This window comes from Bradyrhizobium sp. CIR48 (assembly GCF_014198315.1).
Lineage (GTDB): Bacteria > Pseudomonadota > Alphaproteobacteria > Rhizobiales > Xanthobacteraceae > Bradyrhizobium.
The window spans coordinates 1-23,132 of record NZ_JACIHG010000014.1 but is presented as its reverse complement, the minus strand read 5'-3'; the positions used below and the strand labels follow the sequence as shown (position 1 = coordinate 23,132).

The window sequence follows — 23,132 nt, the reverse complement described above, 5'->3', positions numbered from 1 at the left end:
CGATAATCACGCCGACCACGGCTCCGCTTCGGCCGCGCTCTTGGCCTTGGCCGACACCGGTGCTTCGCCGATCACCCCGACGAGCGCGCGCAGCGCTTCCTTGACACCATCGCCGGTGACGCCGGAGAGCAGCAGCGGCGTCTTCTTGGCGGCGCGCTTCAGCCGGTCCTTCTGCTTCTTCAATTCGTCCGGCTCGACCGCGTCGATCTTGTTCAGCGCGACAATCTCGATCTTGTCGGTGAGCAGCCCGCCATAGGCGTCGAGCTCCTTGCGCACCGTCTTGTAGGCCTTGCCGGCGTGCTCGCAGGTGGCGTCGATCAGATGCAGCAGCACACGGCAGCGCTCGACATGGCCGAGGAAGCGATCGCCGAGGCCGGTGCCTTCATGCGCGCCTTCGATCAGGCCGGGAATATCGGCGAGCACGAATTCGCGGCCGTCAGCATTCACGACGCCGAGCTGCGGATGCAGCGTGGTGAAGGGATAGTCGGCGATCTTGGGCCGCGCCGCGCTGACCTTGGAGAGGAAGGTCGACTTGCCGGCATTGGGCATGCCGACGAGGCCGGCATCGGCGATGAGCTTCAGCCGCAGCCAGATCCAGCGCTCTTCGCCGGTCTGGCCGGGATTGGCGTTGCGCGGCGCGCGGTTGGTCGACGTCTTGAAATGCGCGTTGCCGAAGCCGCCATTGCCGCCCTCGGCCAGCACGAACTTTTCGCCGACCTTGGTGAAGTCGTGGATCAGCGTCTCGCGGTCCTCGTCGAAGATCTGCGTGCCCATCGGCACCTTCAGCACGATGTTCTTGCCGTTGGCGCCGTGGCGGTCCGAACCTGAGCCGTTCTCGCCCTTCTGGGCCTTGAAGTGCTGCTGGTAGCGGTAGTCGATCAGCGTGTTGAGGCCGTCGGCGACCTCGATGATGACGTTGCCGCCGCGGCCGCCATTGCCGCCGGAGGGGCCGCCGAATTCGATGAACTTCTCGCGGCGGAACGCCACGCAGCCGTTCCCGCCGTCACCGGAGCGGATATAGACCTTTGCTTCGTCGAGGAATTTCATGGGCCATAGGTAGGCCAGCAGGTCTCCCGCGGCAACCCGGATAGACCCGCAAATCGGCCGAATTTCTCGCGATTTCGCCCCTTGCTTAACCAGTCGGCCGGCGCCGGATCAGGAATTTCTGCGTCCCCTCCAGCACCAGCTCCCTGCGCTGGTTGAACACGGTGCTGCGGAGCGTCACCGCGCCGGTGGTGCGGCCCGGCACCAGCTCGGTGACTTCGAGCGCGGGGTAGATGGTGTCATCGGCAAACACGGGCTTGAGGAACCGGCTCGACTGCTCGAGGAAGCCGACCAGGGACTCCTCGACCATGAACGGAAACAGGCCGGCGCCCGGCGCGGTGTGGATCAGCGTCTGAAAACCGTGGGCGAGCAGATGCGGCATGCCGCGGCTGCGGCAATATTCCACGTCATAGTGCACGGGATGGGTGTCGCCGCTCGCGGTCTGGAACGCGGCGAAGATCGCCGGGGTCTGGGTCCGGCTCGGCAGCACGAAGCGCTCGCCGACCACGAAATCCTCAAACCAGCGTTGCGTCGGGATCATGCGGTGCTGGCTCGGATCGAAATCGGTCATGTCCATGCTCTTTCATTCGGGAGGCGCCTATCGCTACCGCGATGCGAAGAGTGCGACAATCCGTTCAATTCGGCTTGCGCGGGGTTGCCGCGGCGGCTCACGTCATTAAAAACGACCGCAAGCGAACTCTGCCGCTGATTTTCTGCGCTCTCTCCGCCCGTCATTGCGAGGAGCGTAGCGACGAAGCAATCCAGACTGCCGCCATGGAGACGGTCTGGATTGCTTCGCTTCGCTCGCAATGACGACCTCTCACAGTCCGACTTATTCGATGCCCCTGTTCAAGAACCTCTCCGCCTATGACGATCGCTCCGCGCGCCTCGCCGGCATCGGGCTGATGGTGCTGTCGATCTTCATGTTCTCGTTCGGCGACGCCATGGGCAAGTTCCTGGTCGGGACTTATTCGGTGGGGCAGCTCTTGTTCCTGCGCGCCTGCGCGGCGCTGCTGCTGCTCGCGCCGCTGATCTGGCGGCAGCGTCATGATTTCGTCCGCCTTGAGCGGCCGTGGCTGCAGCTGTTTCGCGTCGTGCTGTCGACGCTCGAGGTCGCCGCTTTCTTCCTCGCCACCGTCTATCTGCCGCTCGCCGACGTCATCACCTATTATCTTGCCGGTCCCATCTTCGTCACCGCGATGTCGGCGATCTTCTTAGGGGAGAAGGTCGGCTGGCGGCGCTGGACCGCGATCCTGATCGGCTTCTGCGGCGTCCTGATCGCGCTGCGGCCATCGGCGCAGACCGTCAGCCTGCCGGCGCTGATCGCGCTCGGCGGCAGCCTGTCGTTTGCGACCTTGATGCTGATCACCCGCAGCCTGCGCAAGACGCCCGATATCGTGATGGCATCCTCGCAATTCGTCGGCACGTTTTCGCTGGGCGCGGTGCTGTCCGCCTTCCACTGGGTGCCGCCGACCCCTGGCAGCCTGGTGATCTTCGCGCTGGCCGGATGCGTCTCGGTCACCGCGCTGTTCTGCGTCAACCGCTCGCTCAAGCTGGCGCCGGCCAGCGTCGTGGTGCCCTATCAATATTCGATGATCGTCTGGGCCGTGATCTTCGGCTTCGTCGTGTTCGGCGACGTGCCGTCAATGGCCACGCTCATCGGCGCCGCGATCATCATCGGCGCGGGGTTCTACATCTACTTGCGCGAACGGGATTTGGGTCGCGAGAGCGTGGAAGTGAATCCGCCGGCGTAACCCCACTCACGCCGTCGTCCCTGCGAAAGCAGGGACCCATACCCACAGGGAGATGTTTTGCGAAGACTCGGAGTGGGCGCTTTGCCTCACACTCCTCCCTGTGGTTATGGGCCCCCGCTTTCGCGGGGGCGACACTGGTGATTGAGGACGCAGTGCGCCCCCTACCTCATCCTTCGCGCACTGCTCCAGCTCTTCAGCGAGGCCCACACGCCGCGCGAGAGGCGGAAGCAGTCGACCGGCGTCGACGAGCCCAGCGCCAGGAAGCGGTGCAGCTGCACGCCGCTCCACTGGAAGCCGCACTTCTCCAGCACCTTGCGTGAGGCGGGATTGGTGACGCGCGCGCCGGCATAGAGATGCTCGTCCTCGAACTCCTCGAAGAAGAAGTCGATCGCGCCGCGCGCGGCCTCGGTGGCAAAGCCCTGGCCCCAATGCTCGACGCCGAGCCAATAGCCGAGCTCGGCATTGCCAGGCGTGGAGCAGTCGATGCCGACCATGCCGACCGGCCCGGTATCGTGCTCGATCAGGAACACGGTCTCGCTGCCGAGCGCGGCAGTGGCGCGGACGAAGGCGACGGCGTCGTCCTGGGAATAGGGGTGTGGCAGCCGGCGGGTGTTTTCGGCGACGCGGCGGTCGTTGGCGAGCCGGGCGATGGTCCTGACATCGGCGAGAGTCGGTCGCCGCAAGGTCAGCCGTTCGGTGGCGACGACACCAGGTCTCGCCTCAGCCAAGGTCGCGCTCGAGAAATCCTGCAACATGTCCGGCTCCGTGAAAGTCACTAAGTCAAAGTGAGCAAGTCAAAAGAAAAGGGGAGGCCGGTTTCCCGCCTCCCCCTTGGAGCCTTCGATCTCTTGCGATCTTAAGGACTCCGCCGGTTTGGTAGGACCGGCGGACTCCAATTTGATCCACCGTCTATTCAGCCGCCTCTGCGAGCGGGAGCACCGATACGAAAGTGCGGCCGTTGGCTTTGGCCTGGAACGTGACGCGACCCTCGATCTTGGCGAACAGAGTGTGGTCCGTGCCCATGCCGACATTAAGGCCCGGGTGCCAGGTGGTGCCGCGCTGACGCGCAATGATGTTGCCGGGAATCACAACTTCCCCGCCGAACGCCTTGATGCCGAGGCGCTTACCCTTGGAATCGCGACCGTTGCGCGATGAACCGCCTGCTTTTTTGTGAGCCATGGCTCGTCTCCGAAATCCTGCGTATTTCTAGATCAATTCCTTGACGGAATCATTTCAAAATTTCTCACGCATCAATTCGTGAATTGGCGTGATCGATTCTGCGTTACTCGGCGGCTTCCGCTGCCGGCTCCTTCGCCACCTTCTCCTTCTTCGGACGCGGGCCCTTGGTGGGCTTGGCGCCATCCGTCAGGATCTCGGAGATGCGGAGCACCGTGATCTCGTCGCGATAGCCGCGCTTGCGGCGCGAATTCTTGCGGCGGCGCTTCTTGAACGCGATGACCTTGGGGCCGCGCTTGTGGTCGAGCACCTCGACCGCAACGGACGCACCTGCGACCGTCGGAATGCCCAGCACCGGCGTGTCACCGCCGACCACCAGAACTTCATTCAGCTGCACGATCGAGCCGACTTCGCCTTCGATCTTGCCTACTTCGAGAACATCATCCGGCACGACGCGGTATTGCTTGCCGCCGGTTTTGATGACTGCGAACATCGTTTTTTTCTCCGTGTTCAATCCCGGCCTCGCGACTGTAATCGTCGGGGTCGGCTTTTTGTCAGTCGCTATGGGTTTATCGAGTTTTGTGCGGGCGGGAGTTATCCCTTTGAAAACCCACGCAAAAACAAGCGGCGCGAGAAACGCCCCGCGCCGGGTGTGGGACTTATAGCCGCCGGCAGAGAAGAGTCAAGGAAAACCGCGGAAAAAGGCCCGGATTTGAAGGCCTTGGACCTCTTCCGGCGCCTCGTCGAATCTGCGGGATAGCATTGCAACCATCGGGTTCCCTTGCCGTTGTCCTCGCAAATCGACATGCGGGCAAGGGCTTACCATGGCAACGGACGAACTGGTCAAGGCGACGGGCATCGCCCATCACGGCGCGGAGCGGCTGCCGTCGGTGGAGATCGACAGTTTCAACATCGAGATGAAGGACGAGGACGGTTTTCTCGGCGATCGCGCCAGCAAGGGCGCGTTCCGCGACATCCTCGACCGCTGGCGCAAGCCGCTGCGCAAGACCGGGGAAGACCCGTTCGGCAAGGAGCCCTCGGAGGAGATCAGCAAGAAGACGCTGGATGCCATCCTGGTCGGCGACGACACCGAGGCCTCCGCGGTGGTGCACAGCGCGATCGAGGATTTCGCCCAGGAGCTTGCCTATGTCACCCGGCGTTTCCTCAAGACCAAGGCCTGGGCCAAGACCGAGCGCATTGTGGTCGGCGGCGGCTTTCGCGATTCCCGGCTCGGCGAGCTCGCGATCGCGCGCACCGAGATCATCCTCAAATCCGAGGACTTCAAGATCGACATGATGCCGATCCGCCATCATCCCGACGAGGCCGGCCTGGTCGGCGCGCTGCATCTGGCGCCGTCCTGGATCTTCGAGGCCTATGACAGCATTTTGGCCGTCGACATCGGCGGCACCAACATCCGCTGCGGCCTGGTCGAGACCAACTGGAGGAAGGCCAAGGATCTGTCGAAGGCCAAGGTCGTGAAATCCGAGCTGTGGCGTCATGCCGACGACGAGCCGACGCGCGAAGGTGCGGTCAAGCGCCTCACCAAGATGCTGAAGGGGCTGATCACGGAAGCCGAGAACGAAGGCTTCAAGCTCGCGCCGTTCATCGGCATCGCCTGTCCCGGCGTGATCAATGCCGACGGCTCGATCGAGAAGGGCGCGCAGAACCTGCCGGGCAATTGGGAGAGCAGCAAGTTCAACCTGCCGGCGAGCCTGATCGAGGGCATCCCCGAGATCGGCGAGCACGACACCGCGATCCTGATGCACAATGACGGCGTGGTTCAGGGCCTTTCCGAGGTGCCGTTCATGCAGGACGTCGAACGCTGGGGCGTGCTCACCATCGGCACGGGCCTTGGCAATGCGCGCTTCACCAACCGCCGCAAGGAGAGCGCCAAGGACCGGGACAGTACGGAGAACGGCAAGAAAAAGGCCAAGGAAAACAACAAGGAAAACAACAAGGACAGCGCCAAGAGCGACTAGCTGCGCGTTTTCAAGCGAAGTGGACACCGGTTCGCGTCAAGAAAACGCGCAAAACGGGGAAACTGGAGCCCCGTTCCGGTGTCATCGGAACGGAAGCGGGCTCCAGAGTAACCTTGACTGGTTAGGTTAAGGACCGGATTGCGTTGCGGCGCCGAGGCCGCACGCTAGGGTCGAATTGTCGCCTCACCTGGCCGGCGAAGCCGCCCTTCCCAGCCAGTATTGCAATGAGCGGCACGGGACCGCCAGTGTTTACCGCGTCTGGCGGTCCCACCCCGTTTTTTCGAACATGCAATGAGACGCCCGCTCCGAAGGCGGTGCGCCCCCTCCCCCGCGCGCGGGGGAGGGTTGGGGAGAGGGTGTCTCCGCATTGGGGTTGTCGAAGCGGACGCCTCGCGCGCGCGAAAAACGGGGCAAATCGCTAATCGGACCGCCTTTCCCCCCGTTCGCGCCGGGAAGGGGCGGGCAGAGGGCGAAACAGGCAGCGGATTTTCGCCCTCCCAGCCTTGTCTGGCCCGCCATCCTCGCCTATTAACGCCCCCAACCACAGGGGCCCTGCTCCTTCCATGGCGCCTTCAGGAGAGGTGGCAGAGTGGTTGAATGCACCGCACTCGAAATGCGGCATAGGTGCAAGCCTATCGGGGGTTCGAATCCCTCCCTCTCCGCCAGTCAGCATCCGTCGTTGCTTGCCGCCGTTCCTCCTCTGGGAGGCCGAAGCCGCCACACCCGCGGGTTCTCTTAGGCTGCGTATTGGCAGGTGTCAGTGCCATGCCTGCTTCCAATGATGGGCTAGGGAAGCAGACACCGGGCAGCCGTTTGTCGTGTGGGGACCAATACCTGCAGCAAGTTGCAGAGTTTGATACTTTACAACTTTTTTCGAGAAACATAGCCTTTAAGGTTATGAAGCTGAGGCGACGCTTCGCGACAAGACGGGGGTGCGCTATCACTGCGAATTATAACGCAACCGGGTCAATGCTCGGGTATCTGTACCAGTGCCGCGAGGCACTGCTTCTTTCCATCTTAGAGACGAAATCTCAGCCCGGCCTGTCGGTGTCAATCGAGCGCTTCGACGATGTGGCATTCGAGCACAATGGCACGGCTACTGAACATCTCCAGCTCAAGCATCACGTAAATCCGGCCAGCCTGAGCGATATGAGCGTCGATCTGTGGAAGACGCTGCGGATCTGGAGCGAGGCGATCGCCGCAGATCCGCAACTGCCCTTCGAGCGTCGGTTCACCATCATCACCACGGCGTTAGCGCCTAACGGCTCGGCTGCCGAGCTGCTTCGTGCGGTGCGGCCGTTCGCCGACGCAGAGAAAAAAGCGCTGGCCCTGCTGAAAACAGCCGCCACGAACTCGACGAGTCAAGAGACTGTGGCGGGCCGGAAGGCCTTCCTCGCCCTCTCGGACCAAAACCAAACAAATCTCCTCGCGGCGATGCGGATTCACGACAATGCTCCGAGTATCACCAACGCGCGCAGCGAGATTGAAGAGCAACTGTTTTTCTCAGCCCCCGAAGGAAAGGTCGCCGACCTCGTCGATCATCTCGAAGGCTGGTGGTTTGCCCAAGCTGTCAACTGTCTCGCCGATTCCAATGCGCCCGCGATATCTCTGTTGGCGCTACGTGCGAAGATCGACGAGATCGCCCGTGCTTTTCGCAATAATGAGCTGTTGATCAGCCCGGAAGCGCTCGCAGTCTCGGCCAGCGCGCTGCCTGAATCCGACGGCCGCATTTTCGTACGGCAGATGCGCTGTGTCGACGTTGCAGAGGAGTCAATCGAGCTGGCTAAACTCGATTTTTATCGGGCGACGGCGCAACGATCGACATGGGCGCGAGAGAATGCGCTACTCGATGGCGAGGCGGCGCGCTACGACGCCGATCTGGTCGAGCGCTGGAAGCGCGAGCGGCTGGCCCGCGAAAGCAGCGGCAAACCCGTGAGCGACGGCGAGAAGAAATCGTTCGGCCGCGACCTCTTTCATTGGGCAAGCCGGGCCCAAGCGCCATTCCGCAATCGTCACGAACAATGGCTTTGCGCGGGTTCCTATCAGATTCTCGCTGATGGTGTGACCGTAGGTTGGCATCCCGATCACGGCAACATGTTCGGCGCGCCCGCAAGGGGTCAGGCCGCGTGAGTCTCCAGCCTTGGGAAGAGCGTCCACGCGAGGAAGCGCATCTTTTCAACCCGGCCTTCTGTGCCGCCGTGCTGCACGAGTTCGTAAAGGAGTACCAGAAGTCGAGGGGACAAGCCGTGCCCTATGTGTTGCTGTTTTGCATGCTGCCGATCGCGCTGCACGGCAAGACCAGACGCGCGCTGCCCGGTTCGACGCTTACCTCGCTCTATTCATGGCGGGAGCGCAATCCTGAAGTGCTGGTTGGCTTTGCGCAGCGCGCCCGCTCGCTACGCCCGATCGTGCAGGAAGCGCTCCGCTTCGCGGTAGATCGAACGGTTCTGGCGTTCGCCAGCGATGGGGGAGTAATTCTCGGACCCAAGCCGCTGTCAGTCACGAAGAAATTCGAACACACATTGACCGACGATGCTCGCGAATGCGTCGCAGCTGCCCGCCTACTGGGTCGCTGGCTTGCAAAGGCGGGTACGGCTTCAACGATCTTGGCCGCCTGGGGGATTAAACCATGAGCATGAGCATTGGCGCGATCGTACTCTATTCTCACTCAGGCGATCAGCGGGAACTCAGCTTCAAGAGCGGCTGCCTCAACGTTATCACCGGCGACTCTAAGACTGGCAAGTCCGCCATCATCGACATCATCGATTACTGCCTGGGCCGAAGCACCTGCAATGTCGCCGAAGGTGTGATCCGGCGCAGCGTTTCCTGGTTTGCGGTGCGCCTCTTGAACGGTGAAGACGTGCTGTTCGTCGCGCGTAAGAATCCTGGTCCGGGCACGGATACCGGCGGCGAAATTTACGTTCGTCGCGGCGCATTCGTCGCAGCGCCCTCGTTCGGCGAACTCGCGCGCAATATGATCGAGTCCGAATTGATCTCGCTCTTGTCGCGCTTCGTCGGCATTTCGGAGAACGAGCATCGACCGCAGAGCGGCACGCGACCGCCGCTTGAGGCGACGATCCGACATGCCCTGTTCATGTGCTTCCAAAAACAAGAGGACCGGCTGTTCCATCGTCAAGGCGACCAGTTCATCCCCCAAGCGATCAAGGACACACTGCCCTATTTCGTTGGCGCGGTCGATGAGCAACACTTCCTCCGGCAGCATGAGCTCGATATCGCCCGAGAGGCGTTGCGCGAACTCGAGCAACGTGCCCAGCGACAGAATGAGGCGCACAATGTCGACATCGCTCGCATCCGCAGACTGATAACGGACGGCAAGCGCGTCGGCCTGATCATCCCGGAGTATGAGCCGGTCGAAATCGATGTCGCGCTGGAGGTGCTTGACCGCGCCGCGCGTACCGATCTCGCGAGTAACACGGCACTGCCCGACTTTGGCGAGTCCATCAATCGGCTTCGTGGTGAGCAGGCGACGCTCAGGTCCAGTCTTGAACGGCTGAACGACGAGGTGCGGGCTTCGCGAATGATGCTGTTTGAGCAGAGTTCCTATTCGCGTGAAGGCCATGAACAACGCGCTCGTCTCAGCTCGATTGGTCTCTTCAAAGCCGAAACCGACAGGCATCAATGCCCTCTCTGCGACGCCCTGCTCGATGTGCCCACGCCGGGCAGTGCCCAAGTCGCCGATGCGCTGCGCCTTGTCGGCGACCAACTCGCCGCGGTCGAAGTCGAGCAGCCGCATCTCCAGCGCCACATCGAGGGTTTGGAGCAGCGGAAAGGCAATCTTGAGCGCGAACTAGTTGAGGCGCAGAATTCACTATCCCGCCTAATCGCGGACGATGCTCGGGCCAAGGCGCAGCAGGATCTCTTAGTCGATCAGGCGCGGGTGGTGGGCCGGATCAGCGCCTTTCTCGATGCGGTCCGACCGAGCGAGAGCGAACCGGACCTGTCGCCAATGATCGAGATAGCGAAGCGTAGGATCGAAACACTCGAGGCGGCCGTGAACGCCGATGACATTGCGCAGCGGCTCGACACATATCTAAACCTCATCAGCAAGCAGATGTCGGTCTTCGCCGAATCCCTCGATCTTGAGCACAGTGGTAGCGAACTCCGGCTAGACATCAAAAAGCTGACGGTTGTCGCCGATACGCTCGATGGCCCGATACCGCTCAACCGGATGGGCAGTGGCGAGAATTGGGTTGGCTATCATGTGCTGACCTATCTGGCGCTGCACTGGTGGTTCAGGAAGCGCAATCGGCCGGTCCCAGCAACCTTGATCTTCGACCAGCCCAGCCAAGCGCATTACCCCGCCGAGCGCGATCAGGAGGGCAGCCTCGATCCGCTTGACGACAAAGACCGGCATGCAGTGCAGTCCCTGTTCGAACTGATGCACCGCGCGTGCCAAGAGATCGATGGCCTTCAACTAATCGTACTCGACCACGCCCATCTAGCGGATGAGTGGTTCGAGGCGGCAATCGTCGAGGAATGGCGCCGCAACCGCTTCCTCGTGCCGCCCGAATGGGACACGCGCAGCCAATGACGGCTTACGGACCGATGTCCACAACTGCCGCGCTGCGCGCCGCATCATCGGCTGGCCCCTGGGCTTTGCCCGACGCGTGTCCTGTTGAAGCCCCCGCGTAACCCATTGATCTTCCAGCCTCCGTCTACTGTGCATGGGGTTGTTTTCGCGTTTTTTGTTGTCCGGGGTCAAAGTCCCTCGGAGGCCGCCACCCCCTTGAACCCACCGCCCCCACGCTCCGACCTAGCAATGCCCCGCCATCCGCCGGGCCCGAGGTAACCCACCCCAATGTTCGAAAAGTCCTACCGCGACCGCCTCGAGGCTGATCTTGCGCAATGGGAAGCCGATGGCGTGATCGCGCCGGCGGCGGCGGCCTCGATCCGCAATGCGCTGCCGCAGCTAGCGCCGGGCATCAACATCGCCGTGGTCGTCGGCATCGTCGGCGGTCTGTTGATCGCGGCCGCGTTCCTCGCCTTCGTCGCGGCGCACTGGACCGAGATCGCGCGGCTGTTGCGGTTCGCGATCCTGCTCGCCGGCATGATCGCTACCTCTGGCCTCGGGGCCTGGTTCGCGGCGACGGGCCGCAACGTTCTCGCCGATCTCTGCGCCAGCGTCGGTGCGATCATCTTCGGTGCGGGCATCGCGCTGGTCGGCCAGATGTATCATCTCGGCGACGACTTCGCCGGCGGCATGCTGCTGTGGTCGATCGGCGCGTTCGCCGCGGCGCTGCTGACCGGCTCGCGCGGTGCGCTCGCGGTCGGTCTCGTCGCCGCCGGCATCTGGACCTGCATGCGGACTTATGATGCGCCCGACGTCCTGCATCTTCCGTTCGTGGCGGTCTGGCTGATTGCAGCAGTTCTCGCCTTCGCCTGGAATTCGCGCGCCGCCGCTCATCTCGTCGCGCTCGCGGTGCTGCCGTGGTGGATCGCGACGTCGCTCCGCTTCGAGCTCGACGGCGCCCAGCCGTCATTCGTGCTCGCCAACGGCGCCGCCCTGCTGTTCGGCGCGGGGCTCGCGCTCGCAGCCTGGCCCTCGCCGCGGGCGCTCCGTCTCGGGACCGTCCTGTCGATCTACGGGGCGTTCTCGCTGGCCGGCGTCGCCGTCCTGGAGGTGGCGACCGTCGATGACATCATTCGCTTCAGGAGCAGCACGGCGCCGGCCCAGCCGATTTGGGCGATCCTGTGCGGGGCCGCGGGGGTGATCCTCGCCCTCGTCTCCGCCATGCTCACGAAGCGCGCAGGTGAAATCCTCGCATCATGCGCGATCGGGCTCGTGCTGCTCGCCGCGCCGGTCTGGCCGGTCTCCACGGCCGGCGAGCCCTGGTTCGCTTACGCCGCGCTGCTTTGCGCCATGCTGTGCCTCGTCGTCTCCGGTGTGCTCGATGACGTGCGCCCGCGGATCGCCGCCGGCTGGCTCGGAATTGCCGGCGTCATCGCCGGCATCACCTGGGCGGTGCACGGCTCGTTGCTGCGCCGCTCGGCCTTTCTTGCGGGGGCCGGAATCATCGCCGTGGTCTTTGCCACCGCGCTCAATCGCATGCTGCCGAGGGCTGAGCGATGATCGGTACCATCACCGGACTCTGGCAGCGCATCCCGAAAGCCGTGCTGTTCGGCGTCGCTGTGCTGCTGCAATGCTTGCTGCTGGTGCTGATGGTCGCCGACCGCATGCAGATCCTGCGCGAAGGCGTTGAGGTGACCTTGCAGACGCAGCCGGTCGATCCCCGCGATCTCCTGCGCGGCGACTATGTCGTGCTCCGCTACGACATCTCGCAAGTGCCGGCCGGCGCGCTCGCCGGAAAGCCGGCTGACGCGCGCCATCCTGTCGTGTTCGTCAAGCTCGCGCCCAATGCCAACGGCCTCTATCAGGCGGTCTCGGTGCATGCCGAGCCGGTGCCGGTCACGGCTCCCGACGTGCTGATCCGCGGCCGCGTCGCCAATTACGGCGGGGCTTGCGGCTCGGGCCGTCACACCTTCTGCGATAATTTGCCGATCAAATACGGTCTCGAAAGCTACTTCGTGCCCGAAGGCGAGGGCAAGAAGCTCGAGCAGGCCCGCAACCAGCAAAAAATCCGGGTCGTCGCCGCCGTGCTGCCCTCCGGCCGCGCCGCCATCAAGCGGCTGCTGCTCGACGGCGAGCCGGTGTATGAGGAGCCGCTGTATTAGCGCGGCGGTTCCGGCGCCGCCTTCAACGCCCGCCGCAGCACCTCCCACACTCGCGGATCGTTCATCTGCGCCACGTTGAAGCGCATGAAGTGCTGGGCCGTTTGCGACACGCTGAACACGTTGCCCGGCGCGAGCACCACGTCTTCCTCCAGTGCGGCGCGCGCGACCTGCGCGGCATCCTGTCCGCCCGTGAGCCGGCACCAGAGGAAGAAGCCGCCGCGCGGCACCAGCCAGGGCTCGATGCCGATCGCCCCAAGTTTTCGCGCGACGTCGCGGCGCGTCCGCGTGAGCTTTTGCCGGAGCTCGTCCATGTGCTTGCGATAGCTGCCGCCGGCCAGCACCTTTGCGATGATCTCGATCGCGGCCGGGCTCGGGCCGCCGAAGCTGGTTGCGACCTGGAGGTCGACGAGATGCTCGATCCAGTCGGCCCGTGCGGCGATGTAGCCTGAGCGTACCGAGGCCGACAGCGTCTTGGAGAAGCTGCCGATGCGGATCACGCGGGTGAGCCCGTCGAGCGCGGCAAGGCGCGGCGAGCGCTCCGGCTCGAAATCGCCGAAAATGTCGTCCTCGATGATGGTGAGGTCGTGCGCGGCGGCCGCGGTCAGCAGCCGGTGCGCGGTCGCAAGCGACATCGTCGCGCCGGTCGGATTGTGCAGCGCTGAATTGGTGATGTAGAGCCTGGGACGCTCGCTGCCGAGGATCTGCTCGAAGCGGGTGACGTCAGGGCCCGATGGCGTATAGGGCACGCCGACGATCCTGGCCTGATGCGCCCGCAGCAGCGCGCGGAAATTGAAATAGCAGGGATCGTCGACCAGCACCGTGTCGCCGGGACGGAGCAGGAAGCGGCAGACGAGGTCGGCGCCTTGCGTGCCCGAGCCCGTCAGCATGAGCTGATCGACCGACGCGGGAATCGAATCCTCGGCAAGGCGCGCGAGCAGCAGCCGGCGCAGCGCCAATCCGCCGCGCGTGCTGCCATAGTCCGTCAAGAGATCCGCATCGGTCCGCGCAAGGGCACGGACGGCGCGGCGCAAGGCCGCTTCCGGCATCCACTCCGCCGGCAGCCAGCCGCAGCCGGGCTTCGGCACTGCCGCGTCGGCATCGAGCGATTGCCTGGAGACCCAGAACGGATCGACCTCCCGGTCGCGCCGCGGCCCGGCTTCGGCCAGCGCAAGCGGCGGCATGATCGTCGGCGAGACATAGAAGCCGGAGCCGCGACGGGCGCGGATCAGGCCTTCGGCCGCGAGGCGATCATAGGCTTCGACGACGGTCGACGGCGACACACCCATCGTGGCGGCCAGGCTGCGGACCGATGGCAGGCGGTCGCCGGCACTGAGCGCGCGGCCGGCGACCTTGGCGCGGATCGCGCTCATCACGTCAATGGTCCGCGTGCCGCCGCGTCCCTTCGATGGCGCTCCGATGTCCAAGGTGTATCACCTTCCATACCCATACAGATTTGCCGGATTGTACTGGATTGTGACTGGCCGTGCCACCGCCGACAGCCGAGTATCGCGCTTCTCGAAAGGCGGAACGGACATGCAATCTGCGGGGAGCGGCTGGGGCAACGGCCTGCTCGGCGTCATCATCTTCAGCGGTTCGCTGCCGGCGACGCGCGTCGCGGTCGGCGGCTTCTCCGCGCTGTTCCTGACATCGGCCCGTGCGGTCATCGCGGCGCTGATCGGTGTGGCCGTGCTCGGCGTGCTGCGGCAGGCCCGGCCGCAGCGAACGGATTTCGCCTCCCTCACCATCGTCGCCATCGGCGTCGTGGTCGGCTTCCCGCTGCTGACGGCGCTCGCGCTCCAGCACATCACCTCGGCCCGTTCGATCGTCTTCATCGGCCTGTTGCCGCTCTCGACCGCGGTCTTCGCCGTGCTGCGCGGCGGCGAGCGGCCGCGGCCACTGTTCTGGCTGTTCGCGATCCTCGGCAGCGCCACGGTAGCCGGCTTTGCCTTGTCGAACGGCGGCTCGGCCTCGCTCGCCGGCGATCTCCTGATGGTGGCCGCGATCGTGCTGTGCGGCCTCGGCTATGCCGAAGGCGCCGCATTGTCGCGCCGGCTCGGCGGCTGGCAGGTGATCTCCTGGGCGCTCCTGCTCGCGCTGCCGCTGATGGTGCCGGTCGCGGTTCTGACCTGGCCGGCGAATTGGAACGGCGTCAGCGTGCCCGCCTGGATCGGGCTCGCTTACGTCTCGATCTTCAGCATGTTCGTCGGCTTCATCTTCTGGTACCGCGGCCTTGCGATCGGCGGCATCGCGCGCGTCGGCCAGTTGCAGCAGCTCCAGCCGTTCTTCGGTCTCGCGCTCGCCGGCCTGCTGCTGCACGAGCCCGTCGCCTGGAGCATGATCGTCGCGACCGTCCTCGTGGTCGCCTGCGTGTTCTTCGCGCGGCGGTTTGCGTGAGGCTTGTGCCTCACGCCTGCCCCATCACCGTCTTCGTCAGCGCGCCCTTTGCAAACTTCTTCAGCGGCATCGGCTTGCCGAACAGGAAGCCCTGCACCAGATCGAAGCCGAGCTCGTTGGCGGCGACGAGGTCGGCGCGGCTTTCGACCCCCTGGGCCACGCTGCGCGCGCCAAAGCCCTGCGCGAGCTCGACGATGTGACGGCACACCGTGCGCTTCAACCGGTCACTGCCGCTGCCGGTGACGAATTGCCGGTCGGCCTTCAGCTTCACGAAGGGAACTTTGTCCCGCTCCATCAGCGCCGGCCAGTTGGCGCCGAGATTGTCGATTGACAGGCCGATATTGTGCAGCCCGACCTCGCGCGCGACCTCGGTCAGGAGATCGAGATCGCGGATCGCCTCCTCGCTGTCGATCTCGACCGTCAGCCCGCCGAAGGCCGGATGCGTCGGCACGCGACGGCAGAGATCGCGCACCGCCTGCGGCTCCTTCAGATAAGACGCGGGCAGGTTGATCGAGAGATCGACCGGGGTCTGCTGCTCCAGCAGATAATGCCAGTCCCGTATCGCGCGCTCGATCACGAATTCGGAGAGGTCGCGCAGATGCGGATCGCGCTCCTCGGGAATGAAGTAAGCCGGCGGCACCACGCCCCAGGTCGGATGCCGCATCCGCACCAGCGCCTCGGCACCGCAGCGGATCAGCGTGCGCGCGTCGATCTTGGGCTGGTACCAGAGCTCGAGCCAGCCGGCGTGCAGAGCCTCGCCGACATGCACGGCGGGACTGGGCGCCGGCTCTTCCGGCAGCAGCATGGCGATGCGCTCGCGCAGCGTTTCCGCCGCAAAGGGCGTGGTCAGCGGCGGCAGCATGGCAAGGCCATATTCCTCGCCGACCTGCCGTACGGCCTTGACGATGATCGACTCGCGGGCGCCGACGGCGAGAACCTTGCCGGCAAATGCCTCGCGCACCAATATTTCGAGGAATCTCCCCGGCTCGATGCCGTCGGCGGCGACGCCGAGCAGGATCAGGTCCGGCAATTCGGTGGCGAGCACGGTTTGCAGCTCGTCCGAGCTGGCGCATTCGCTGGTGACGAAGCCGAGATCCTCCAGCACCTCGCTGAGGAAGGCGCGCAGATGCCGCTTGCTATCGGCCACGCAGGCGCGCGGCGTTACCTTTCGTCGTCCGAAGGTCACAGGCCTTCGTCCGACGAGTTCAACCATCCCATCGTTCATCAACACCACTCCCGTTCCGTGACGGTTTCTTAAACGGTGAGCGTGGGTTCAAATAAGGAGAGCTTCACATCGTTCTTGAATTATTTGAGTAACGTTAAACCCTGCAATTCGAGCTAATTTGTCGACAGACTCTTCGCAAAGAGTTCGCATACCCGAGCACCACGCGCACAACGACTGTCAGCGCACGCGAAATGTCTCTCGCGCGATGAAAGCTGCGTCCCGCTTGCCGGTGGATGAAGATGAGCGATGCAGATGTGTGCCCTTTCGAAGCAACGACGCGACCAGCGCAGATTAATTTCCGGCGTTTCTTCGGGGTGTGCGCCCGCTCGTGCGCGACGAAGACGGTGAACAGGAGCGCGTCGTCGGCGGTGGGCGGCCCCGCATTGCGGCGGTTGCTCTCCCGATCGCTTTGCGGTGCATCGGGAGCGAGCGACGGCGACGTTCGCAGGATTCGCCTTCGCGCGATGCGCGCAAGTATCGCTTTCGCTCGTGACGGTTCTGCGACACCGCGTCCGGGCCCAGGGCTGCAAATGTGAAGTGCATCACACGCGCATTGCTGCACCTGCGCTATTGCTCGGCACAGCCGGTGGTGGGCTGTCGAGGATTACGACAATGACGATGCGGCGAATGATGTATTGGTGGTTCAGGGTCGTGATGTCAGGGCGATTTCTCGATCGCTTCCTGTGCCTGCCGCGCGCGCAATGAGCATGAACCGGAAAAGTGTGCAGCGGTTCGCGCGATATCAGGTCTGCCCGATCAATTTGCGAAACGCCGCCGCGCCGTCCTGCACCACGTCGCGGCCCTTCCAGGCCAGATAGGTCAGCTTGCCGCCGAGCGTGTCGTGGCTGCGCAGCCGGCGCGAGCCGAGGATGTGGCCGACATTGGACGGGAAGCGGCTCACCTCGGCGGACACCAGCGCCGCGATCGCATCCATCAATTGCTGGAGCCGGATTCCCCATTCGCAATTTTCGATGCCGTCGATGCGCACCTTGAGTGCATATTCGGTGTCGTAGATCTCGGCGAGCAGGTCGCGGGCGACCAGCACCCGGTTGTGCCGGAGCGCGATCCGAAGTGCGAGGCGCTTGTCGTCGAGCCGGTCGAGCACCATGGGAATGACGCAGGCATAGGGCGTCGCGGCGACATCGGTGACGCTCTTGCTCGCAGCGGCCTTGGTCGCGAGACGCGCCAATTGCCAGGGCATCGTCAGGCGCCTCGCCACCAGCGCGAGCGCGAAGGGCAGCGCATCGGGATGAGCCTTCTTGAAGGCGTCGAGCTGCGCGGTGATCTGGGCAACCCGTCCGTCGTCGAATTTCGCGATCTTCTCAGGCAGCTTTTCGTTGAATTTCGGCAGCGCATTGCCCGCGCGCAGCACGTGCTGCATCTTCCTGACGTCGTCGAAGGCGGTGCGTGAGGCCGTGTATTGCGCGAGCTTGCCGCGCGCGGATTCGGTGCTCTCCACTGATGCGAAGGTGCTCTCGAGCACCTTGACGACCTTGGTCTGGAAGGTCGCGGCGACCTTCAGGACTTCCTTCGGGTTGTTGGCTGCGACCTGGTCGTTGATCGCCTTGATGTAGTCGCGTGCCATGGTCGGCAGCAGGTCGCGGCAGATCCACTCCCAGATCGGGGTGAGGGTGTTGCGCGAGATCCGCCCCATATTGGCGTGCTCGGGCGCGCCATCGACCAGGAGCAGTTCGAGCGGCGCGAAGAAATAGCGCGACGGGCTAGTGGCGCGCGCCTGGGTCGATCCGTCCTTGCGAAATTCGGCGCGCAAGCGCGACTGGATGTCGGACGAGCCGGGCATGTCGATGCCGCACAGCTCGAGCCGTTCGAGTTCGCTGAGCAGACAGCTGCGCGACAGCGGCGTCAGCCTCTGCAGGAATTCCGACAGCCGATCGATCTCGTTCATGGCACGCAATCTTTCGCAGCGTTTCCCGCGGGCGTGCGGGCCCAATGCGTGGAGGCATTTGCGCGCTCTCAACTTCCCCTAAGAGAAGCAAGTCGCCGTTAATTAATCCGTAAAAACCGGGGGGAGGCGTCGGGGCGAAGGCTGCGGTTAAGGACGGTTTCGCCTGTCTGCCCAAGTTTCCGGCGAAAAACTCAACCCCAGCGTGGGCGCGCGCCGCCAAACGCAAGCACAAATTGTGCCGACGTCACCACTTTAACGCAAAACCGACAAAATCACCGTAGTCTTACGGAGTAAAAAGTTAACCACAGACCGCCCCCGGTTCCGCTAAACGAGTGACATGGGGTCACAGAATGATACGGCCACCGATTCGCGGCCGTCGGAATGGTACGAAAGCAGCGCTGCTCCAACTGAAGAGCTCGATTTCGTCCGCCTGAGTGCCGCCCGGGCCAAAGCCGCAGACGAAATGGCCGCTGCCATCGCCCGCGAGCTCAACGGCCCCCTGACTGCCCTGCTGCTCTACATGGGCGAGATCAAGCATCACAGCGATCAACTCGCGCCCGTGACCGGCGACCGCGCCTATTTGCAGCGGGTGATCGAGAACGCGCTGGCACAAACCGAGCGGGTTTGCGGCGTGGTCAAGCAGCTTGCCGGTCCTCACAAGGGTGGCTTGTCGATCCCGTCCAGCGTCGAGGACGCGGAATCGAAGGCCGTCCGCGCCCAGCAGGCCCAGCGCGTGCCGAGCGCCGAACTCCTCAGCCTGTCGGGTCAGAAGCGGCTGACCAAGCGCGAGCGTGAGGTGCTGAGCCTGATCAGCGAAGGTTATTCGAACAAGCAGGGCGCGCTTCGGATGCAGATCAGCCCGCGCACGTTCGAGAGCCATCGCGCCGAAGCGATGCGCAAGCTCGGTGCGCGCAACACCGCGGATCTCGTCCGCGCGGCGCTGCTGCACTCGATCGACTGAGGCTGGTGTGTTGCATCGCCGGCAGGCGGTGCGGACAAGACCCCGAGAGATTTCCCGGCACGTCTTAAAAACCCGATCGCGCTCAGAAATAATCTTCGGCGAAGGGACGCGCGCGCGAGATCGAACGCAACGGCTTGATCTCTTCCTTCGGCCCGTTCGGGATGATCGTGATGGTCCAGCGGGGCGGCATGCTCGATTCATGCTCCAGCACCGAACGCACGAAGCCGGTCACCGTGGACTCGCCAGCCTTCACCGTTGCCATGCGGCCGTTGAACTGTGCGATACGGAAGCGGCGAACCTCTTTCTGGTCCGCGGTCTCGTAGGTGAACATGGAAACCCTCCTGGTTTCCGGCGACTATCGCCACCTATGATTAGCCATCTCTAAAAATCCCAAACCGTAGAAGTACGGCGGGAATGCACACGCGAGCGGTTAGCCCTGCGGCTCCTGCGCGCGCGCGGCGGCATAGGCGGCGTCCATCAGGTCCAGGAGATCGCGGAATTCGCTATCGCCGAGCCTCTCCGCGGACTTCTCCAGTCGCAGCGCCAGCGCCGCGAGCCTGGCATAGCCGAACGTTCCGGCTGCGCTCTTCAGCGAATGCGCTTCGCGCGCGATCCTGGCGTGGTGCTGCGCCAGCGAGAGCGTGCGAAACAATTGCAGGCGCGCACCGGTCTCGCTCCAGAATACATCGCGCACTTCGCAGGCGCCGCCCTCGCCGATCTCTCGCACCAGCGCTTCGTAAGCGTGCGGCTCGCGCGCAGGCTCGGCATCGAGCGCCTCCTGCGCGGGCGCGACGGTGACTTCAAACATGGGCCTGCTGCCTTGATAAGGGGTCATTTGTCGCGCGGCACGTCCGGGCGCGAGGGCTGCCCAATGTCTACGGCATTCGAATTTCAGTTCCGGTAGCAGGACACAAGGTGTTTGCAGGCCGGCATTAGCCGGCAGTTTACCATGCGGGTGCGGCCCTCAGCCCGCGCCGAGCAGCCTGTCGTACTGGGCCTTCACGGTGGCGTAGCATTCGCACGCCGTCTGGCGCAGGCCGTCGAGGTTGGTGATCTGGATGTGCCCGCGGCTGTAATGGATGAAATTGGCCTGTTGCAGGGTGTTGGCGACCAGCGACACGCTGTTGCGCCGCGCCCCGATCATCTGCGCCATGGCCTCCTGGGTCAGCAGCAGCCGGTAGTCGCCCGAGAGGTCATGCGTGTGCAACAGGCAGCGCGACAGCCGCGACTCCACGGGATGGGCGGCATTACAGCCTGCCGTCTGCTGGACCTGGGCGTAGACCGCCAGCCCGTGGCGCGTCAGCAACGTGCGCAGGGTGCTGCTCTGGTCGGCGGCGATCCGCAGCCGGTCGAGATCCATCACCGACGCGACGCCCGGAACCAGCACGATGGCAGTGTTCAGCGCGCATGCATCGCCCATGGTCGAGAGCGTCCCGAGCAGGCTGTCGCGCCCGATCATGGCGACTTGCACATGCTCGCCCTTGGCGAGCTTCACCACCAGCGAGATGACGCCGCGGTGGGGAAAATACGCACGCTTCAGCGCCTCGCCGGTCTCGACCAGCACCGCGTCATGGGGCAGATCGACTGTTCGCAGGTGCGGGCGGATCGATTCATAGTCGTCTGCCGACAGTGCAGACAGGAAACCGTTGGCTGAACGCACCATCGTTTCCAAAAGCTGCCTCCCGTTCCCGCGCCATCGAATCGCGATGGACGAAATCACGCCCAGCGCGCGTAAGTTCCATCATGTTCACGTCGGGATATATTGGCAATTGGGACAAGTTGTCCCGACCATGGCAGCGGTCCTGCCACGCTGCGTGCACGCCGGCATACAGTTGATTGCGCCGAGCTGTCGTCACGGCACGGTTCCCACCAGGCGGAGGTGGTGGGCTTTCACTGCCGAATAGCAGTCGCAGCACGTCTTCTCCAGTGCCCGTAGATCGAGGATTTCGATCTGGCCACGGCTGTAGTGGATGATGCCGGCCCGCTGCAGCGCATGCGCGACCAGCGAGACGGCATTGCGCCGTACGCCCAACATCTGCGCCAGCGCCTCCTGGGTCAGCGGCAGGATTTCACTGTCCGAGAGATCGCGGGCGCGCAGCAGCCAGCGCGCGAGCCGCGCCTCGACCGGGTGCAGCGTATTGCAGAGCAGCGACTGCTGCGCATGCGCTAGCAAGGCCTGCTCATGGCGGACCATCAACTGGCGAAACGGCGCGCTTGCGGCAGCGACCGTACGGAAAGCTGCGATTTCAAGCACGGAAGCAGTCCCTGGGAACAAGACGACCGCGTCCGTCGCCGCGATGCCGCCGGCAAGCGCAGCGCCGCCACCGACGACACTGTCGCGGCCCAGCATCGCCACCTCGATCATCTGTCCCTCGGACAGGCCCACCGTGATCGAAACGGATCCGCCATGCGGGAAGTAGACATATCTCAGCGCAGCACCCGCCTCGCACAAGACAGATTTCCTGACCAGTTCGACTGTCGCGAGATGCGGGCGCAGCAGATCGAGATCTGCCGCGTCGAGCATTTGCAGCAATTGGTTGGACGGGCGGCCGCTCGCAATCATCGAAGGTCAATCCGGCGTGTTCGATGTACGATCGGTGTAAAGCCCGCTCGTCATCCAGTTGCGCGGTGACAAAAACATATTGTAAAGGTTGTGGCGCTGTCCATATACCCGTTAGAGGGCAGACAGGCTGCGGCATTTGCGGCGGAAATAAGAATGGCGCGCTGATTCGCTCTCGAGCCGGTGCGCCGGGTCCTGCAGGGGTTGCGCAGGAAAAAGCTGCAAGGGGGCTGTCATGAGCCGGAAGCATTGCATCCGCGCTGCGATCAGACGTCGGTCGACCCGCGCAGTGTCGTCCGTTGGACCAGCATTTACAGCCATCCACTATTGCCATGAAGCCTGGTGTCGCGTGGCCGCAGATTTCGCGTCCATCTTCCCCGTGCCGCCAACGGCATTCGCGACCATCCATTTTTCGACTGAAAGCAAAGGAGAACGGCGTGCCCCACGGTTCAATTATTGAATCGCCAAAACGGGAAACTCAAATGGGGACAGAAGGTCTGCGCCATATTCTCGTTGTCGACGACGACCCGATGGTCTGCATGGCCATCGAGGTCTATCTCCAGCGTAACAATTTTCGAGTCACGATTGCCGAAGGAGGTGAAGCCGGACTGCGCGCGCTCGAACACCAGCAATTCGATCTGATGATCATCGATATCTTCATGCCGCACATGCGCGGGTTCGAATCGATCCGGATCTTCCACGAGCGGGCGCCGGTCATTCCGCTGATCGCGATGTCCGGCTACGCCTTTGCAAATCTGAATTCGCCTGCACCCGATTTCCTCCGGATGGCACTCGAGCTCGGCGCCTCACGCTGTCTGCGCAAGCCGTTCACTCCGCACGCGCTGCTCGCTGCCATCAACGATTGTCTGGCGGAGCATCGTCCCGACGGCGACATCGCCTCGGCCGCGCGATTGGGTTAGCGCGGCGCGGGCCGCTGTGGCCACAGGTAACCGTTCGTTTACCGCGTCTGCGGACTACGCAGATCGCGCCGCCGACGCGAACCGGGGGGCGCAACTGCGCCTCCGGTTGCCGGCGGCGCTGTTCGATGCCCCGCAGGCGGCCCCTATCGTCCTTCAAGAGCGGGATTTTCCGGCGCGCCTCGCCCGCTGTTATCGGCCCGTTTACCTCACGCATCCCCGCCGTTGCGGCGCGGAGTCGTTTTTGCCGAATAGCGCAGCCGCATGCGGGCGAACCGCAAACTTCTCTTCAATATCCGTATTAGGACGGAGGATGAAATTAACGGGACTGTGAAAAGGGATGTCTAACGATCCAGAATAGAGACTTCCGTCCATGCCAAAAAGCGGCGCAGGCGCCGAAGTCCAGGGTCAGGTCAGTAAGGCGTAGCTCATGGATGATCTGTTGCGGGAGTTTTTGACGGAGACCAGCGAGAGCCTGGACACCGTCGACAACCAGTTGGTGAAGTTCGAGCAGGAGCCGAAC

22 protein-coding genes and 1 tRNA gene are annotated in these 23,132 nt (G+C 63.8%); 11 read left to right on the top strand and 12 right to left on the bottom strand.

The features are described from left to right. Positions 1-6: 6 nt before the first annotated feature. Entirely contained in the window at positions 7-1,047 is a 1,041-nt protein-coding gene (gene obgE, locus GGD66_RS34350) for a GTPase ObgE (RefSeq protein WP_183261109.1), read from the bottom strand. 85 nt (positions 1,048-1,132) lie between these two features. Next, on the bottom strand, positions 1,133-1,615 hold the full coding sequence (locus tag GGD66_RS34345) for a MaoC family dehydratase (protein WP_183261107.1): 483 nt from the start codon (positions 1,613-1,615) through the stop codon (positions 1,133-1,135). Between the two features lie 268 nt (positions 1,616-1,883). Between GGD66_RS34345 and GGD66_RS34340 the strand changes: the two genes are divergently transcribed. Next, entirely contained in the window at positions 1,884-2,798 is a 915-nt protein-coding gene (locus GGD66_RS34340) for a DMT family transporter (RefSeq protein ID WP_092261509.1), read from the top strand. Positions 2,799-2,959: 161 nt separating this feature from the next. Here the strand turns inward: GGD66_RS34340 and GGD66_RS34335 are convergent, their stop codons facing one another. The 3 genes from GGD66_RS34335 to rplU all read right to left on the bottom strand — a co-directional run bounded on the left by GGD66_RS34335 (position 2,960) and on the right by rplU (position 4,467). Continuing rightward, positions 2,960-3,553 carry a GNAT family N-acetyltransferase gene (locus GGD66_RS34335; RefSeq protein WP_026202082.1) on the bottom strand — a complete coding sequence of 198 codons (594 nt, stop codon included), beginning with the start codon at positions 3,551-3,553 and terminating at the stop codon, positions 2,960-2,962. A gap of 154 nt (positions 3,554-3,707) precedes the next feature. Continuing rightward, positions 3,708-3,977 (bottom strand): 50S ribosomal protein L27, encoded by a 270-nt coding sequence (gene rpmA / locus GGD66_RS34330; protein ID WP_008137923.1) that lies wholly within the window; start codon positions 3,975-3,977, stop codon positions 3,708-3,710. 103 nt (positions 3,978-4,080) lie between these two features. After that, positions 4,081-4,467 carry a 50S ribosomal protein L21 gene (gene rplU, locus GGD66_RS34325; RefSeq protein ID WP_008538808.1) on the bottom strand — a complete coding sequence of 129 codons (387 nt, stop codon included), beginning with the start codon at positions 4,465-4,467 and terminating at the stop codon, positions 4,081-4,083. A 331-nt stretch (positions 4,468-4,798) separates the two neighbouring features. Between rplU and GGD66_RS34320 the strand changes: the two genes are divergently transcribed. The 7 genes from GGD66_RS34320 to GGD66_RS34290 all read left to right on the top strand — a co-directional run bounded on the left by GGD66_RS34320 (position 4,799) and on the right by GGD66_RS34290 (position 12,646). Continuing rightward, positions 4,799-5,953, top strand: a complete 1,155-nt coding sequence (locus GGD66_RS34320) for an ROK family protein (RefSeq protein WP_092261413.1) — start codon at positions 4,799-4,801, stop codon at positions 5,951-5,953. Between the two features lie 575 nt (positions 5,954-6,528). Next, positions 6,529-6,618, top strand: a tRNA-Ser gene (locus tag GGD66_RS34315). Positions 6,619-6,922: 304 nt separating this feature from the next. After that, the gene (locus GGD66_RS34310) at positions 6,923-8,083 is read left to right on the top strand and encodes an ABC-three component system protein (protein ID WP_183261105.1); all 1,161 of its coding nucleotides are present in this window, start codon (positions 6,923-6,925) and stop codon (positions 8,081-8,083) included. Further along, on the top strand, positions 8,080-8,586 hold the full coding sequence (locus tag GGD66_RS34305; RefSeq protein ID WP_183261103.1) for a three component ABC system middle component: 507 nt from the start codon (positions 8,080-8,082) through the stop codon (positions 8,584-8,586). Before GGD66_RS34310 ends, GGD66_RS34305 begins: the two co-directional genes overlap by 4 nt. Next, positions 8,583-10,505 carry a DUF3732 domain-containing protein gene (locus GGD66_RS34300; protein ID WP_183261101.1) on the top strand — a complete coding sequence of 641 codons (1,923 nt, stop codon included), beginning with the start codon at positions 8,583-8,585 and terminating at the stop codon, positions 10,503-10,505. Before GGD66_RS34305 ends, GGD66_RS34300 begins: the two co-directional genes overlap by 4 nt. Positions 10,506-10,772: 267 nt before the next feature. Beyond that, positions 10,773-12,044: a DUF2157 domain-containing protein gene (locus GGD66_RS34295; RefSeq protein ID WP_183261099.1), complete on the top strand. Its 1,272-nt coding sequence runs from the start codon at positions 10,773-10,775 to the stop codon at positions 12,042-12,044. Beyond that, positions 12,041-12,646, top strand: coding sequence for a GDYXXLXY domain-containing protein (locus GGD66_RS34290; protein WP_183261097.1), 606 nt, complete (start codon positions 12,041-12,043; stop codon positions 12,644-12,646). Before GGD66_RS34295 ends, GGD66_RS34290 begins: the two co-directional genes overlap by 4 nt. Here GGD66_RS34290 and GGD66_RS34285 read toward each other — a convergent pair. Then, positions 12,643-14,016, bottom strand: a complete 1,374-nt coding sequence (locus tag GGD66_RS34285; protein WP_409362394.1) for a PLP-dependent aminotransferase family protein — start codon at positions 14,014-14,016, stop codon at positions 12,643-12,645. The two genes, GGD66_RS34290 and GGD66_RS34285, sit on opposite strands and share 4 nt — an antisense overlap. 163 nt (positions 14,017-14,179) lie before the next feature. Between GGD66_RS34285 and GGD66_RS34280 the strand changes: the two genes are divergently transcribed. Then, the gene (locus GGD66_RS34280; protein ID WP_092261508.1) at positions 14,180-15,040 is read left to right on the top strand and encodes a DMT family transporter; all 861 of its coding nucleotides are present in this window, start codon (positions 14,180-14,182) and stop codon (positions 15,038-15,040) included. A 10-nt stretch (positions 15,041-15,050) separates the two neighbouring features. Here the strand turns inward: GGD66_RS34280 and GGD66_RS34275 are convergent, their stop codons facing one another. Both GGD66_RS34275 and GGD66_RS34270 read right to left on the bottom strand, forming a co-directional pair. Next, positions 15,051-16,265: an EAL domain-containing protein gene (locus tag GGD66_RS34275; RefSeq protein ID WP_018322864.1), complete on the bottom strand. Its 1,215-nt coding sequence runs from the start codon at positions 16,263-16,265 to the stop codon at positions 15,051-15,053. A gap of 742 nt (positions 16,266-17,007) precedes the next feature. Beyond that, entirely contained in the window at positions 17,008-18,171 is a 1,164-nt protein-coding gene (locus GGD66_RS34270) for a hypothetical protein (RefSeq protein WP_183261093.1), read from the bottom strand. 337 nt (positions 18,172-18,508) lie between these two features. On the opposite strand from GGD66_RS34270, the gene GGD66_RS34265 reads away from it, so the two are divergent. Next, on the top strand, positions 18,509-19,132 hold the full coding sequence (locus GGD66_RS34265) for a helix-turn-helix transcriptional regulator (RefSeq protein WP_018322867.1): 624 nt from the start codon (positions 18,509-18,511) through the stop codon (positions 19,130-19,132). A gap of 82 nt (positions 19,133-19,214) precedes the next feature. On the opposite strand, the gene GGD66_RS34260 is transcribed toward GGD66_RS34265, so the two are convergent. From GGD66_RS34260 to GGD66_RS34245, 4 genes are all read right to left on the bottom strand, one after another. Continuing rightward, a complete protein-coding gene (locus GGD66_RS34260; protein WP_092261406.1) occupies positions 19,215-19,463 on the bottom strand; it encodes a hypothetical protein in 249 nt (82 codons plus the stop codon). 99 nt (positions 19,464-19,562) lie between these two features. Beyond that, the gene (locus GGD66_RS34255; protein ID WP_177237388.1) at positions 19,563-19,940 is read right to left on the bottom strand and encodes an Hpt domain-containing protein; all 378 of its coding nucleotides are present in this window, start codon (positions 19,938-19,940) and stop codon (positions 19,563-19,565) included. 156 nt (positions 19,941-20,096) lie between these two features. Beyond that, positions 20,097-20,795 carry a Crp/Fnr family transcriptional regulator gene (locus GGD66_RS34250; RefSeq protein ID WP_018322870.1) on the bottom strand — a complete coding sequence of 233 codons (699 nt, stop codon included), beginning with the start codon at positions 20,793-20,795 and terminating at the stop codon, positions 20,097-20,099. Between the two features lie 189 nt (positions 20,796-20,984). Beyond that, positions 20,985-21,695 (bottom strand): Crp/Fnr family transcriptional regulator, encoded by a 711-nt coding sequence (locus tag GGD66_RS34245; protein WP_092261404.1) that lies wholly within the window; start codon positions 21,693-21,695, stop codon positions 20,985-20,987. Positions 21,696-22,189: 494 nt separating this feature from the next. Between GGD66_RS34245 and GGD66_RS34240 the strand changes: the two genes are divergently transcribed. Then, a complete protein-coding gene (locus tag GGD66_RS34240; protein ID WP_177237399.1) occupies positions 22,190-22,612 on the top strand; it encodes a response regulator in 423 nt (140 codons plus the stop codon). The last annotated feature ends 520 nt before the right edge of the window (positions 22,613-23,132 follow it).

What these genes read in the sequence shown, in the direction of transcription:
- GGD66_RS34260 (WP_092261406.1), bottom strand. Translation starts at nt 19,463, where the DNA reads ATGTTCACCTACGAGACCGCGGACCAGAAAGAGGTTCGCCGCTTCCGT.
- GGD66_RS34265 (WP_018322867.1), top strand. Translation starts at nt 18,509, where the DNA reads ATGGGGTCACAGAATGATACGGCCACCGATTCGCGGCCGTCGGAATGG.
- GGD66_RS34345 (WP_183261107.1), bottom strand. Translation starts at nt 1,615, where the DNA reads ATGACCGATTTCGATCCGAGCCAGCACCGCATGATCCCGACGCAACGC.
- GGD66_RS34340 (WP_092261509.1), top strand. Translation starts at nt 1,884, where the DNA reads ATGCCCCTGTTCAAGAACCTCTCCGCCTATGACGATCGCTCCGCGCGC.
- rplU (WP_008538808.1), bottom strand. Translation starts at nt 4,467, where the DNA reads ATGTTCGCAGTCATCAAAACCGGCGGCAAGCAATACCGCGTCGTGCCG.
- GGD66_RS34275 (WP_018322864.1), bottom strand. Translation starts at nt 16,265, where the DNA reads ATGAACGATGGGATGGTTGAACTCGTCGGACGAAGGCCTGTGACCTTC.
- GGD66_RS34290 (WP_183261097.1), top strand. Translation starts at nt 12,041, where the DNA reads ATGATCGGTACCATCACCGGACTCTGGCAGCGCATCCCGAAAGCCGTG.
- GGD66_RS34310 (WP_183261105.1), top strand. Translation starts at nt 6,923, where the DNA reads ATGCTCGGGTATCTGTACCAGTGCCGCGAGGCACTGCTTCTTTCCATC.
- GGD66_RS34250 (WP_018322870.1), bottom strand. Translation starts at nt 20,795, where the DNA reads ATGGTGCGTTCAGCCAACGGTTTCCTGTCTGCACTGTCGGCAGACGAC.
- GGD66_RS34255 (WP_177237388.1), bottom strand. Translation starts at nt 19,940, where the DNA reads ATGTTTGAAGTCACCGTCGCGCCCGCGCAGGAGGCGCTCGATGCCGAG.
- GGD66_RS34335 (WP_026202082.1), bottom strand. Translation starts at nt 3,553, where the DNA reads ATGTTGCAGGATTTCTCGAGCGCGACCTTGGCTGAGGCGAGACCTGGT.
- GGD66_RS34300 (WP_183261101.1), top strand. Translation starts at nt 8,583, where the DNA reads ATGAGCATGAGCATTGGCGCGATCGTACTCTATTCTCACTCAGGCGAT.
- GGD66_RS34245 (WP_092261404.1), bottom strand. Translation starts at nt 21,695, where the DNA reads ATGATTGCGAGCGGCCGCCCGTCCAACCAATTGCTGCAAATGCTCGAC.
- GGD66_RS34270 (WP_183261093.1), bottom strand. Translation starts at nt 18,171, where the DNA reads ATGAACGAGATCGATCGGCTGTCGGAATTCCTGCAGAGGCTGACGCCG.
- GGD66_RS34295 (WP_183261099.1), top strand. Translation starts at nt 10,773, where the DNA reads ATGTTCGAAAAGTCCTACCGCGACCGCCTCGAGGCTGATCTTGCGCAA.
- obgE (WP_183261109.1), bottom strand. Translation starts at nt 1,047, where the DNA reads ATGAAATTCCTCGACGAAGCAAAGGTCTATATCCGCTCCGGTGACGGC.
- rpmA (WP_008137923.1), bottom strand. Translation starts at nt 3,977, where the DNA reads ATGGCTCACAAAAAAGCAGGCGGTTCATCGCGCAACGGTCGCGATTCC.
- GGD66_RS34285 (WP_409362394.1), bottom strand. Translation starts at nt 14,016, where the DNA reads ATGAGCGCGATCCGCGCCAAGGTCGCCGGCCGCGCGCTCAGTGCCGGC.
- GGD66_RS34280 (WP_092261508.1), top strand. Translation starts at nt 14,180, where the DNA reads ATGCAATCTGCGGGGAGCGGCTGGGGCAACGGCCTGCTCGGCGTCATC.
- GGD66_RS34320 (WP_092261413.1), top strand. Translation starts at nt 4,799, where the DNA reads ATGGCAACGGACGAACTGGTCAAGGCGACGGGCATCGCCCATCACGGC.